This is a genomic window from Rhizobium sp. CECT 9324 (genome assembly GCF_918741265.1).
In the GTDB taxonomy this organism is placed as follows: domain Bacteria; phylum Pseudomonadota; class Alphaproteobacteria; order Rhizobiales; family Rhizobiaceae; genus Allorhizobium.
This window is the reverse complement of the sequence record NZ_CAKKMZ010000001.1, coordinates 2,341,613-2,354,686: the sequence shown is the minus strand read 5'-3', so window position 1 is coordinate 2,354,686 and position 13,074 is coordinate 2,341,613. Positions and strand designations below refer to the sequence as shown.

General features: G+C 58.8%; 10 protein-coding genes. 5 read left to right on the top strand and 5 right to left on the bottom strand.

What is annotated here, in order from left to right:
- Positions 1-46: 46 nt before the first annotated feature.
- The 5 genes from kdsA to LQ231_RS11655 form a co-directional block, all read right to left on the bottom strand.
- A complete protein-coding gene (gene kdsA / locus LQ231_RS11675) occupies positions 47-895 on the bottom strand; it encodes a 3-deoxy-8-phosphooctulonate synthase (protein WP_230171434.1) in 849 nt (282 codons plus the stop codon).
- The gene (locus LQ231_RS11670; protein WP_230171433.1) at positions 892-1,785 is read right to left on the bottom strand and encodes a VOC family protein; all 894 of its coding nucleotides are present in this window, start codon (positions 1,783-1,785) and stop codon (positions 892-894) included. Before LQ231_RS11670 ends, kdsA begins: the two co-directional genes overlap by 4 nt.
- A 40-nt stretch (positions 1,786-1,825) precedes the next feature.
- The gene (locus LQ231_RS11665) at positions 1,826-2,368 is read right to left on the bottom strand and encodes a DUF1003 domain-containing protein (protein ID WP_230171432.1); all 543 of its coding nucleotides are present in this window, start codon (positions 2,366-2,368) and stop codon (positions 1,826-1,828) included.
- A gap of 175 nt (positions 2,369-2,543) precedes the next feature.
- Positions 2,544-3,026: a hypothetical protein gene (locus LQ231_RS11660; protein ID WP_113141313.1), complete on the bottom strand. Its 483-nt coding sequence runs from the start codon at positions 3,024-3,026 to the stop codon at positions 2,544-2,546.
- Positions 3,019-3,837: a response regulator transcription factor gene (locus LQ231_RS11655; RefSeq protein WP_113141312.1), complete on the bottom strand. Its 819-nt coding sequence runs from the start codon at positions 3,835-3,837 to the stop codon at positions 3,019-3,021. The genes LQ231_RS11660 and LQ231_RS11655 overlap by 8 nt, the downstream gene beginning before the upstream one ends.
- An 806-nt stretch (positions 3,838-4,643) precedes the next feature.
- Between LQ231_RS11655 and LQ231_RS11650 the strand changes: the two genes are divergently transcribed.
- From LQ231_RS11650 to lexA, 5 genes are all read left to right on the top strand, one after another.
- Positions 4,644-6,338: a hypothetical protein gene (locus LQ231_RS11650; protein ID WP_230171431.1), complete on the top strand. Its 1,695-nt coding sequence runs from the start codon at positions 4,644-4,646 to the stop codon at positions 6,336-6,338.
- A 130-nt stretch (positions 6,339-6,468) separates the two neighbouring features.
- Positions 6,469-8,502: a hypothetical protein gene (locus tag LQ231_RS11645; RefSeq protein ID WP_230173321.1), complete on the top strand. Its 2,034-nt coding sequence runs from the start codon at positions 6,469-6,471 to the stop codon at positions 8,500-8,502.
- An 11-nt stretch (positions 8,503-8,513) separates the two neighbouring features.
- Entirely contained in the window at positions 8,514-10,697 is a 2,184-nt protein-coding gene (locus tag LQ231_RS11640; protein WP_230171430.1) for a type I secretion system permease/ATPase, read from the top strand.
- An 11-nt stretch (positions 10,698-10,708) separates the two neighbouring features.
- A complete protein-coding gene (locus LQ231_RS11635) occupies positions 10,709-12,052 on the top strand; it encodes an HlyD family type I secretion periplasmic adaptor subunit (protein WP_113141308.1) in 1,344 nt (447 codons plus the stop codon).
- Between the two features lie 298 nt (positions 12,053-12,350).
- Positions 12,351-13,070 carry a transcriptional repressor LexA gene (lexA, locus tag LQ231_RS11630; protein ID WP_230171429.1) on the top strand — a complete coding sequence of 240 codons (720 nt, stop codon included), beginning with the start codon at positions 12,351-12,353 and terminating at the stop codon, positions 13,068-13,070.
- Positions 13,071-13,074 lie beyond the last annotated feature (4 nt).

The following is a 13,074-nucleotide window of genomic DNA, read 5'->3' as shown; positions in this document are numbered from 1 at the left end:
AAGAATTGAACGGCTCGATTGCCGACCATAAATCGGTTTAAGCGGCTCAAGCGGCCTTGGCGATATCGTCGAAGGCGATCAGCTTTTCCAACAGGCGGCGCATGTGATCGATGCGAACCATGTTCGGGCCATCGGACGGCGCATTGTCGGGATCCTGATGGGTCTCGATGAACAGCCCGCCGACGCCAACAGCAACGGCTGCGCGTGCCAGTGTCTCGACGAATTCGCGCTGGCCGCCGGAGGAACCGCCCTGCCCGCCCGGTTGCTGCACGGAATGCGTCGCATCGAAGACGACCGGTGCGCCCATGGCGGCCATGATCGGCAGCGATCGCATGTCGGAGACCAGCGTGTTGTAACCAAATGAGGCGCCGCGCTCGCACAGCAGCACATTCGGATTGCCCGTGGCATTGAGCTTGTTCAGGACATTCTTCATGTCCCAAGGTGCCAAAAACTGGCCCTTCTTGACGTTGACCACACGGCCGGTCTTGGCGGCAGCGACCAGCAGATCTGTCTGGCGGCACAGGAATGCCGGGATCTGCAGCACGTCAACGGTCGGCGCAACCGCCGCGCATTGTTCCTCGGTGTGGATATCGGTCAGAACCGGTATGCCGTATTCCTTCTTGATGTCGGCAAAGACTTCCATGGCCGTTTTCAGGCCGATGCCGCGCTCGGCGGACAGCGATGTGCGGTTGGCCTTGTCGAAGGACGACTTATAGACCAAACCGATTCCCAGTTCGCGGCAGAGTTCGACGAGCTTTCCAGCAATCATGAACGCATGGTCGCGACTTTCCATCTGGCAGGGGCCGGCGATGAGCGAAAAACGGGCCTTCTGCGAGAACACGACTTTGCCGGCACCTTCGCCGACGGTGACTTCGGAATTGGTCGGATTGCTCATGCTTGCTCCTCGAAGACGAATAGGACGCCCTGGCCTGGGGCTGGCGCCACAATCAGGCGCGCACCCGTTTTCTGATAGGCGATGGCATTAGCAGCGAGACAGGCTTCTGTCACGCCGATATCACGGCTGCGGAAGACGATGGCCGCACCTTCAAGGCCACGACCCTGTCGGCTCGGAGTCACACCGAAATGCGCATTGAAACCGTCCGGTGTCAGCGCATCGACGCTTACATTCGCAGCCGCGACCGATATGCCGAAGGAATGGGCCGTGACATCTCGCTGACCAAGGCCGAGTTCGAGCAGATACTGGAAATCGCTGGGATTGTCCTCGACCAGAACAATGCGCGCGATGCCGACAACGCCGTTGTCATGCACCAGCAGAGCGCCACGGTCGGTCGGCAGAGCGTTGATCCGCTCGCAGGCAAACAGGAAGAAATCGGGTGAACGAAGATCAGCGGCAAAAGCCAGCTTGAAGGCAGCATTGATCTCGCGGCCATCGGGAAAGCGCATCAACCGGGAAAATTCCAGCATTTCGCCGGCGCCAAATCCTTGCGTGCGAAAGCGTGCGTCATCGGCCGGTGCATCATCGGCTTTCACAACGATGGCGGACAAGCCCTCGCCGCGCCGAAAGCGGAAGGCCTGGTCGCGGGCGACAAAGACATTGCCGGCCTTGGCCGCCGCCTCGCAATCTTCGCGACTGGCGATGGCAAGCGGTTCCAGATAGGTATCATCCGCAAAAAAGACACAGGCATTCTCGGTCCCGAACGGATGCAGCGCATCACCGGCAACCGTGAAGCCAAGCGCCGACAGCCGCGACCGGGCAATGTCCAGCGAGGCAACCGGCAGAACGAGGTGATCGATCGCCCTCGGCGTCTGGCTTTGAATCTCCATGGCGATCCCTCCTGCTGCGGACATCTGTCGTTCGCCTTACCTAGTGCTTGTCGCTTGCCTGCGAAAGGGTATCTATGCTCGCTTTCAGCTCAGCGATCTCCTGACGGGTTGCCTGCAACTCTTTCAGAACATGCAGATCGATCTTGCGGTGCAGCCCGAGAACCTCGATCTCCGCCTTCAGGTTGATCTCATAGTCCTTGGCGGCCATGAAGCGATCCCGCTCTGCCTGGCGGTTCTGGCTCATCATGATGATCGGCGCCTGGATGGCCGCAAGCATGGAGAGGATCAGATTGAGGAAAATGAACGGATAGGGATCCAGCGAACCGGTGGTCAGCACCGCAGTGTTGAAAACTACCCAGGCCACCAGGAACACGAGAAAGCCGATGATGAAGTTCCACGATCCGCCGACACGGGCGATCGCATCGGCCAGTCGCTGACCTCTGGTCGACCCGGCCAGAAAATCCTGTCCGGCGTCTGTCGACAGCGTGCGTTGTTCGCGCGCATGACGCAGCACTTTCTTCTCCGCCGGGTTCAATTCATGCAGGGCCTTGCCGAGCAGTGTCTTTTCCGTGTCCACCGACATCCGTCACGATCTCCGTTTTGATTCGCGCCCAGTGTTTGCGCCAATATGCGGCAAAAACAATGGGCGACACTGTCACACACAGCCAATCGTCAAACATGGAAGGGGTTCGGCATGGTTCAGGCAGTGATCCGGGGCCAGGGCCTGTCAGACGGGGTCTGTCAGACAAAGCAATGGACTATTTGGGAAAGCCATATTTTTCGGTGATGGTCCAAAACGACTGATTGATCCTGATCAGGGAGCGGATGCTTTCGCGGATCCGCTCGATTTCCTGGTCGTCAAGTTCTTCGATCTTGCCGTATTTGATGTCGTCCCTGCCTTCAAATATGCGCATGGACTGCGTCAATCCGCGACCGCTGTCGGGGTCAAACGAATAGATGCAGTGATTGTATTTGTTGCGGAGCTTGGCTTCTTCCGTCAACCGTCGTGTTGCATCCAGCACGTCGGCGCGGCAGTCGGCCGAGGTCTTCTGCATCTTGGCAAGGCGCTCGACAAGATCGATACGCGCGCGCGGGGTATTGAGCGTCAGGAAGATGACGATCGCCGTCTCCTTGTCCGACTGGGCAAGGCCGGCGATCATATGGATCAGGAGGCTTTCGGTATTGGTCCAGGTGTAGTTCAACTGTCCGATCAGCAGCAGGACATCCTGAAATCTAGGCATCGCTGCCGGACACCGGGTTGCTGCCCGGCCTGTGGAGATCGCCGTTCACCGCGTTGCCCGCCTCCCTGTCCCTGTTTTCGAAATAAAGCGCGACTGCTTCGGTACGATTGTGAACACCGAGCTTGGTGATGATGTTGTGGATGTGAATCTTGACCGTGTGCTCGGACAAACCCAGTGCGGCCGCGATAATCTTGTTCTGATTGCCCAGGGCTATCCTCGCCAGGATCTCGTTTTCGCGTTTGGTCAACTGGTGCATGGTCTTGCCCTGGATTTCTTGGGTTTGATGCGGCTTCACATCGTCTTCAGCGCTTCCTTCGTTTCGCCAACTGATTCTGTCTTGATTGCGAAAGGCGATTGAAGGGAAGTATGTCCCTCCTCTCAGGATAATCCGCAGCATTGAAAGCAGCACGTCGAGACTGACATTGAGCGGGAGAACGCCCTGGACGTGGCTTGTATCGACCAGATGGAACCGCTCGACGCTGCCGCGCAGATCACTATCGGTGACGATGGCAATGGCGGCAGACGGATGTTGGGCCAGCAGTTCAGAGACGCAATCACTCAGTTCGTGTGCATGCAGCAAATCGACAAGCACAAGGCGGAGCGGAATATCAAACTCTCCCAGAGCTGAAAGCATGCTGACGCTGTGGGATACCCTGAGAAAGGGAAATTCGCGCTGGATGGCCGCAGCCATCGCTCCGGAAATGACATCCGGCGGACCGACATACAGAAGTGTTCGAAGATTTGGCATGGCCTCAAGCGAAGCCACCAAATCCGCGCCACCGCTTCCGACGTGAGGCGCAAGTTGTTTCATGCGGCATGCCTCCCCAAAACACAACCAAAGAGTGCGCCCGCAAGCGCCGCCCCTGTTCCTTTAGAAAACGGTAAACCAAACGGCAGCGGTTGGGAATAGTCCGAACGATCTAAAGGGCCCGCCACTAGACATCATGAGCGACAACAATATTGCAGCACTTTGCAAACGAAGTGCATTTCCCATCGCGGCGGCAAGCACAAATCTAGATCATCTACACAATACGAGGGAGCATGTGCCGATATTCTACCCCTTTTGATACCTTTATGCGGCCGAATTCCGGGGCGGCGCGGCGCCCTCTGTCGCGGCTCTTTTCTGCAAAGGAAAGACTTTCTTAACGGGTGCGCCTCGCAAAAATCAACTTTGAGAAGAACAGGCGTCCAAAGCTGTTTCAATCCGAACCACTCTCGAGGTTGCATCGGATTGAACGCGTCACGTTCCAGCAACTATCCTGTACCTCGGCAGTCTAGACCTTCGCTCCCTCTTGCTGCACTGCACATTACTAGCTCCATCTATCAGCTTATCTTCTGTCGCCAACAGGCAGAGACTTGGGTTGAGGCAGCGATCTGGTTGTTCGCGTTGGGCACGTGTCTCTCGGACACAGCCCGAACAGGATCAATACCTCTTAACCGCATTCAGGAGGAATACTTTTCAGGCAATGACAATCGCCAGACTGGCGATCGTAAAAGTGGCCTCGTGAGGCAAATTGTCTTTCAACCGCAGAGCGATCCGGAATTCGCATGTGAAGACCGTATAGAAGATGAATAACGGTCAAACAGTCGCGGAATCCGATGACGGAGGATACGACTATGGGTAAGCCGAAGAATAACTATTACGATCATGACGACAACAGTCAGGATCAGGAACAATCCGAAGCGCAGGCACAGGCCCAGGCGCAGCTTGAAGCCCAGGCACAGTTGCAGGGCCAAGGTCAGGGTCAGGGTCAGGGGCAAGGTCAGTACCAGTCCAGCGAGTCCGAAAACCTCAATGGCAACGGCAACCTGAATGGCAACGGTAACCTGAACGGTAACGGCAACCTGAATGCCAACCTCAACTTCAATGAGAACGTGAGCACCACGACGGTCACCGTCGGTGTCACGGTTGATCCGGGGCTCGAGGGCTATCTCCCCACGGACGATGATTTCGCCGATATCGATGTGTCCAAGGGCTCATCGGTCGAAGGCCTGTTCAATGTCCAGTTCAAGGATATCATGAATGATGCCCTTGATGGCGCTGGCAATGACAGCGGCAACGTCTTCAACCAGATCGCCAATCTCCAGGACAACGACAAACTGGAGAGTGCCGAAGTCAAGAATGATGCGACCTTCACGGTAGACGCCAAAGCCAATGGCGGATTTGCCAAGGCTGAAGAAGGCATCAATGGCGGCGGCGAAGGCGGCAACGGCGGCGGCAATGCCGACGCTGACGGTGGCGATGGCGGCAATGGCGGCCTTGCTTTCGGCGGCGGCGCCCTCGGCGGCACCGGATTTGGCGGCCTGGCGGCCAGCAATGCTGAAGGCGGCGAAGGCGACGGCGGTGATGCCGACGGCGGCGAAGGCGACTCCGGCAGCGCAGACTCAGGTGCGGCACTCGGCGGCATCGGTATTGGCGGTCAGGGCGGCAACGGCGCGGCAGGCGTCGGTGTCGGTCTCGGCCTCGGACTTGGTCTCGGCGCCGGCCTGGCTCTGGCAGGCGAAGGCGCTGGCGGCAGCAACAGCACCGGTAACGGTGGCGAAGGCGGCTCTGGCGGTGATTCCGAAGGCGGCGACGCCGACGACGCTGGCGACAGCGAAGCCACAGGCGGCGAAGGCGGTAACGGTCTCGGCCTGTCGCTAGGCCTGATCAATCCAATCCTCATCGACAATGAAGGTGGCAATGCTGGCGGCGGCGGTACTGGCGGCAGCAATACCGGGGGCAACGCGAACGACGGTGGTGTCGGCGGTGCCGGTGGCGGCAGCGGTGCAGCAACCAATTCCGGCAATGGCGGCGATGGCGGCGATGCCGGCGGACTGGGCCTCGGCCTTGGTGCCGGTACCGGTGCAGGCCTCGGTGTTGGCGGTGACGGCGGTGCCGGTGCAGCTGGTACCGGCGGCGGCGGGACCTCTGGCAGTGCGACCAGCGGTGAAGCTTGGGGCGGGGATGCCTGGGCTGAAGGTGGTGATGGTGGCGGGGCGCTCAGCGGTGCCTGGACAGCCGGTACCGGGGGCGGTGCTGTTGGCGGTTGGGCTCTCGGCGGTGACGGCGCTCTTGGCGGCGCGGGTGGCACTGCGACCACTGGTTATGGCGGCGCAGGCGACGGCGGCTCTTGGGGATCGGGCAATTCCGATGACGGTTATGTCACCGGCACCAGCTCGGCAAGTGCTGACGCTGGCATCGACACCAGTGCCTTCAACCAGGAAATCGTGATGGGTGCCAACCTGCAGCAGAATGCAATCGACATGACAGTCGTCGGTGGCAGCCTGACCAGCACGGTTGTTGGCGAGGACGGCGACGACGGGGTGTAAGGGCTGGGATCGCATTTAGCCAAATATAGCAAACATCACGGGGCTGCGCAGGCTTCCTGCGCAGCTCGTTTGTGCCTCATGACGCTCGGTCTTGGCGGCACTTCAGGAACAAGGAGTTACGGCCTTGACGATGGCGGACAAATTCACCGAAGAAATCAGTCACTTTATCGGCTTCTTCCACATTACCCTGGAGAATGCGCGGGCTCGGGAAGCTTATAACGAATTTTCCTTCACCAAGGTCGACGTGGATGTGGAAAAGCTACCGGTGCATACAAGCGATTTCGCGGCCCCCTTCGAGCTGCTCGGCTTCGAGCCGGGTTTCGGCTATCGTTCTCCGGCTCCAGACCATTGGTATGTACTGACCAAGCCTGTTGAGCCGCAGTTCATCTCCGTTGCTCGGACGGTTGGCCATCACAGCGATGATCGTGTGCTTCCGGACACGCCGAACTACGGCTTCAATACCGCGCAAAGCAGCACCGTACATTTCGTTGCGCCGGAGATCCAGGCGCCGGGTTCGGTCGTCAATCACTTTAATCAAGCCATCTCACTGTCCGACGACGACTATTTCAGCGTCGGCGGTCATGGGCTCACCTTCAGTCCGGAGCCGATCGATGACGGCGCGGTGCTCAAGGGCTTCGAAGAGGCCGCAGCACTTTCACCTCTTGGCGATCTGGCTCGTCCCGGATCGAGCGATGAGATGGTCGGCGTCATCAAGACGATCATCGAGCAGTTGGAGGAAGCGCCCGGCGGCGAAGATGCTGTTCAGGTTCATATCAGCGCATCCAGCATCGACGGAATCTATGTGAATGGTGAACTCGTTGAGGAGGCACCTGCCCTGGAGGATCATCACGCCTTCGCCAAAGACGGGGGCGAGGCAGATGACGCGGACGACAGCGAGGTCGAAGAGAGCGGCGCAGGCGAAAACTCCAACACCTGGACCATGGATGACGGTACCGTCGCCATTGAGGTCTCCGTGGAGGTTCATACTGGCGGCAACACGCTCATCAACAACGTTGTGCTGCAGAACTTCTGGACGGGCGCGACTGTCACCATCGTCGCCGGAGACCACATTGAAGCCAATGCCATCATTCAAATCAATGCGTTGTGGAATACAGACGCGATCACGTCTGCGGTCAGCGACTGGACCCATGATGCGGCGGCGAACGAGATGTTCAACATCGCAACATTCGATCATCTCGACACGTCTGCCGGCGCAACCTCAGATGCGGCAGCCAACGATGGCTATCCGGCGTTCTGGGCGGTCACAGAGATCCATGGCGACCTGATGATCGTCAACTGGCTCGAACAGATCATTTTCATGAGCGACGACGATGTCGGCATCCTCTCCTCGTCTGGCGTGACCACGAGCGTGGTCGCCGGCGACAATTACGGCGTCAACCACGCATCAGTGTTCGAGCTGGGTTTTTCCTACGACCTGATCATTATCGGCGGCTCGATCTTCGACGCGAACATCATTCACCAGATGAATGTGCTGTTCGACAACGACTTTGTCGGCGCGACGGCGGATTTTCAGACTTCGGGAGAAAGCTCTGTTTCATCCTCGGAAAACCTGCTCTGGAATCAGGCCCGAATCGCCACCATCGGCGATTCGGATCGCTTCGACTCTCTGTCGCAGGACCAACTCACCACACTGGCTTCGTTTGCAAACGGGCAAGGCAGCATCGCGCCGGAATTGCTGTCCGACGAGGCTTTTGCAGGCCTGCAAGGCTTGCGGGTTCTCTATGTCAGCGGCGACCTGATCAACCTGCAATACATCCGCCAGACGAACATCCTTGGCGACAGCGATCAGATCGCGCTGGCGATGGATGCGATTGCGCCCAATCTCGATGCCGGCTGGACAATCGAGACCGGCTCAAACGCGCTGTTGAACAATGCCACGATCATCGATCTCGATTCCGTGGGAAAGACATATGTGGGGGGACAGCAATATTCGCAGGAAACGCTGTTTCAAGCCGAGCTTATTTCCGGGCAACCGGACTTTGGCAATCCGGATCCCGATGCGCTGGTCAACGAGGCCGTGCTTTTTCTCGACGATTCCATGCTCGATCCGGACGATCACTCGACGGCATCGGATCACTCGTGCCTGCCGTCCGACTATGACGGGCATTCAGGCGACGGGGTTAACAGCATGATTGGCCATTAAAGGGGATATGTATGTCGGAAACCCGCAAGCGCCTTGAGACACCGATCGAGCCCGCAGAGAGAAAGGCAGAGCCGAGAACGCCACGGTTGGAAGTATCGAACGATTCGGACGGCACGTATGCCCGACTTGAACGGGCCGTCGAAGACTATCTGAAAGCCGAGGTCAGCAACTCCAGGCCGCAATCGGCTACGTCAGCCCAGCCCGTGCGTCCGCCGCAAAACCTGCGGGTCGCCTACAGCCAGCCCGACACCCCTGAGACACCTGCTCCGGAACCTTCGGGCGAAACCCGACAAGAACCACCGCTGGAACCCGACGCACCACCGAGCCGGCCGCATGAGTCCCGAGCCCCGGACGGCATGAAGGTGATCGACGGGGATTGCGGTCCGGTGAAGGCCGAAGTGGTGACGACCGACAAGCCGGTAGCAACCCGAGGCGGCAGGGGATCGGGAGGCGATGGCACGTTTCACAAAAGACTGGGCCAGGTCGACTTCAACGCAAGCCTGAAGGCCGGCGTGCACGCGGTCAAGCGCAACCTGTTCATTGTGATGATCTTCACAATTGCCAGCAATCTGCTGGTGCTCGCCATACCGATCTATCTGTTCCAGATCTCGGACCGTGTTTTGACCAGCAGATCGACAGACACTCTGATCATGCTGACGATCGTCATCATCGGCGCCATCATTCTGCAATCCGCCTTTGACGCCTTGCGCCGATTCATCCTGATGCGCACCGCTGTGGAGGTCGCGGCGCAACTTGGAGCGCCGATCCTGAGTGCCGCGGCCCGCGCGTCCCTGCAGGGCAACGGTCGAGAATACCAGACACTCGGTGACCTCCAGCAAGTCCGCACATTCCTCGTCTCGCGGACATTGCTTGCCTTTCTCGATGCGCCGATCGCGCCGGTATTCCTGATCGCGGTTTTTCTCATCCATCCGCATCTCGGCTTTATCGTTGTGGTTACCGCCATCCTTCTCCTGATCTTCACCCAGATAAACCAGCGGGTAACGGCCACACCCTTTGCCGACGCGAACGCGGCGCAGGTCAAAGCCAACCTGCATCTGGATTCAATGACCCGCAACTCCCAGATCATCAATGCTTTGGCCATGATACCGGAGGCGGTGCAGATCTGGGGCAAGGACACGGCAGCTTCGCTGAAGGCACAGGTGATCGCGCAAGACAGGAATATCGCCATTGCCGCAATCTCGAAAGGTGTGCGCCTTCTGACGCAAGTGACCATGCTCGGTTGGGGGGCATATCTTGCGATCAAGGGCGAACTCACCGGTGGCATGGTCATTGCGTCCTCCATCATTGCCGGACGTGCGCTGGCGCCAATCGAGGGCGCGATCGAAGGATGGAACCAGTTTAGCCAGTCGCGCGCCGCCTATGGACGGATCACTGCGCTGCTCAAAGCCTCTCCGCTCAATTTCGAGCGGCTCAACCTGCCGAAACCTGAGGGACGGCTTGACGTCGAGCGGCTGCTTTATGTGCCGCAAGGCACAAAGAGGGTCGTGTTGAACGGCATTTCCTTCGCGCTTCAACCCGGCGATTCTCTGGCGGTCATCGGAAATTCCGGCGCCGGAAAGACGACCCTGGGCAAAATGCTGGTCGGGTCCATCCTGCCGACCTCCGGAAATGTCCGATTGGACCTGATGGATTTGCGCAACTGGGATCAGCGGCAATTCGGCGAAAACATCGGCTACCTTCCACAGGACGTCCAGCTGTTTCCCGGAACGATCAAGGCGAATATTGCCCGCATGCGAAGCGACGCGGATGATGAGCAGATCTACCGCGCCGCAATGCTGGCCGATGTGCACGAGATGATTGCAAGCCTTCCACACGGCTACGAAACCATGGTCGCCGCCGATGGATCGCCGCTGTCCGGCGGACAGAAGCAACGGATCGCGCTGGCGCGTGCCTTCTTCGGCGACCCCCATCTTGTGGTGCTCGACGAGCCCAATTCTAACCTCGACAGTGCCGGTGACGTGGCGCTGATGCGGGCGCTGCAACATGCGAAAGAGCAGAAGATCACCATGATCACCATAACCCAGCGCCCTGCCCTGCTCAGCAACGTCGATAAGATCCTTTTGCTGGTCAATGGCACCGTCGCCCTGTTCGGCATGCGCATGGATGTGCTGAAGGCGTTGCAAGCGCGCGGCATCGATATCGAAGGCGGCTCATTCGGTCATCAGTTGCAATAGGAGCGACGCATATGGCAGACATCGCCAAAGTCCATGATATCGAGTGGTACTCCGAGGTGCCGCGGTCGATCGGCAAGCAAACGGTCGTCGGCCTCGCGCTCATGGCCATCGCATTCGGCGGCTTCGGAACCTGGGCATCAACCGCTCCGCTGGCGGCAGCGGTGATTGCTCAAGGCAGCTTCGTCGCCACCGGCCAGAACAAGATCCTCCAGCATCTCGAAGGCGGGATCATCGAGCAGATCCTCGTCAGCGAAGGCGACCAGGTCGTCGAGGGACAAGCGCTCGTGCAGCTCGATGAGACCGCGGCTCAAGCAAAAATGCGTGAGCTTTTCCTGCGCCGCATGCGACTGGATGTAACGGCCGCCCGCTTGACGGCGCAGTTCGAGACGGTTGAAAAGCTCGACCTTACGTCGCTGCTGAAGGAGCACCGCGGCGATCCCGACGTCTGGGCGATCCTGGTCAGCCAGCAACTCAATTTCAGAGCACAGCGACAAAAGCTCTCAAGCGAGATCGCGCTGCTGCAACAGAACATCAGGGCCCTCGAATTTCGCGAAATCGGCTACACGAGACAACGCGACTCATCCATCCGCCAGCTCGATTTGCTCAAGGATGAATACGCCGCAAAACAAATCCTGCTGGAAAAGGGTGTCGCGCGTGCAAACGAGGTCAAGGCCATTCTCCGCGCGATCGCCGAGGCGGAAGGCCAGATCGGGCGGCTTGAGGCGGAAATCGCCGAGACCCAGGCACAGCGGACCAAGGGGGAGCAGGAAGTACTGCGCGCAGAAAGCGCCTATCGCGAAGACGCACTCGAACGGCTGCAGGCCATCCAGGGCGAGCGCGACATGGTGCGAGAGCAGTTGCGGGAAGCCGCAAACATTCTGGAACGGGCAACGATCAATGCACCAGTCTCAGGGACTGTCGTGCGAATCCACTATCATACCAATGGCGGCGTGATTGAGAGCGGCAAGGCAATTCTCGAAATCCTGCCCGCAGGTGTGCCCCTGATCATCGAAGCGCAGATACCCAGAAACGATATCGACAGCGTGAAGCTTGGCCAACCCGCCACCATCCGCCTGGTGGGGCTGAACCAGCGGACGACGCCGGTTCTCGAAGGAGACGTCTTTTACCTGTCGGCGGATGCGCTCCAGCAATCGGGAAACACGTCTACCGCGCCCCATGATGTCTATCTCGCCAGGATCAATATACCGCCGACGGAGATTGCACGTGTCCAGGGCTTCACGCCGACACCCGGCATGCCGGCAGAGGTGATGATCCAGACCAACAAACGGACATTTTTCAACTATCTCGCCAAGCCGATTACCGACAGCATGTCACGGGCATTTTCCGAACAATGATCCCATGCCAGAATAGCGAGCATTGCGCGTAACTCGGTCGCTTCCGCAAAGGCTGAACCGAGTTCGCTGTGTCGTCGCCATGGCTTCACCATGCAAGGCAATGCATCAGGATTGCGTGAAAATCGCTGCATGAATATTTCGAAACATCCGCCTTGACGCACACCCTTATTGGCGCCCATTTTTTTGTGATCCGTCAGCCAAACGCATGCAATGTTCACGGAAATTTATCCACTTGCGGAACACATATGGAACATATAGTGTCTGTTCTGTATTTGTTTCACCAATTGGGGCATCGCATATGCTGACGCGCAAGCAACAGGAACTGCTTCTTTTCATCCACGAACGGATGAAGGAATCCGGCGTGCCTCCCTCTTTCGACGAAATGAAGGACGCGCTCGACCTCGCCTCGAAATCAGGCATTCATCGCTTGATCACTGCGCTCGAGGAACGCGGTTTCATTCGCCGCCTGCCCAATCGCGCCCGCGCGCTCGAGGTCATCAAGCTGCCGGAGGCCTATACGCCGAGCCTGCAGCCGCGCCGGGGCTTTGCACCGAGCGTGATCGAAGGCAGCCTTGGCAAGGCGCCACCCGCTCCCTCTGCGCCGAGCCGCTCAGCCAGTGATAGCAATTCTTCGTCTGTCAGTGTGCCCGTCATGGGCCGGATCGCCGCCGGCGTGCCGATTTCGGCCATCCAGAACAACACGCATGACATCACCGTGCCCGCCGAAATGATCGGTTCGGGCGAACATTACGCGCTTGAGGTCAAGGGCGATTCGATGATCGATGCCGGCATTCTCGACGGCGACACCGTGATCATTCGCAATGCGTCCAACGCCAATCCCGGTGACATCGTTGTCGCGCTCGTCGACGATGAAGAGGCAACACTGAAGCGCTTTCGCCGGCGCGGCGCATCCATTGCGCTCGAGGCCGCCAACCCCGCCTATGAGACCCGCATCTTCGGACCGGATCGGGTGAAGATCCAGGGCAAGCTCGTCGGGCTGATCCGCCGCTATCACTAAACCG

Excerpts from the sequence above, each read along its gene's own strand:
- kdsA (WP_230171434.1), bottom strand. The coding sequence starts at position 895 with ATGAGCAATCCGACCAATTCCGAAGTCACCGTCGGCGAAGGTGCCGGC.
- LQ231_RS11665 (WP_230171432.1), bottom strand. The coding sequence starts at position 2,368 with ATGTCGGTGGACACGGAAAAGACACTGCTCGGCAAGGCCCTGCATGAA.
- LQ231_RS11650 (WP_230171431.1), top strand. The coding sequence starts at position 4,644 with ATGGGTAAGCCGAAGAATAACTATTACGATCATGACGACAACAGTCAG.
- LQ231_RS11655 (WP_113141312.1), bottom strand. The coding sequence starts at position 3,837 with ATGAAACAACTTGCGCCTCACGTCGGAAGCGGTGGCGCGGATTTGGTG.
- LQ231_RS11660 (WP_113141313.1), bottom strand. The coding sequence starts at position 3,026 with ATGCCTAGATTTCAGGATGTCCTGCTGCTGATCGGACAGTTGAACTAC.
- lexA (WP_230171429.1), top strand. The coding sequence starts at position 12,351 with ATGCTGACGCGCAAGCAACAGGAACTGCTTCTTTTCATCCACGAACGG.
- LQ231_RS11640 (WP_230171430.1), top strand. The coding sequence starts at position 8,514 with ATGTCGGAAACCCGCAAGCGCCTTGAGACACCGATCGAGCCCGCAGAG.
- LQ231_RS11670 (WP_230171433.1), bottom strand. The coding sequence starts at position 1,785 with ATGGAGATTCAAAGCCAGACGCCGAGGGCGATCGATCACCTCGTTCTG.
- LQ231_RS11645 (WP_230173321.1), top strand. The coding sequence starts at position 6,469 with ATGGCGGACAAATTCACCGAAGAAATCAGTCACTTTATCGGCTTCTTC.
- LQ231_RS11635 (WP_113141308.1), top strand. The coding sequence starts at position 10,709 with ATGGCAGACATCGCCAAAGTCCATGATATCGAGTGGTACTCCGAGGTG.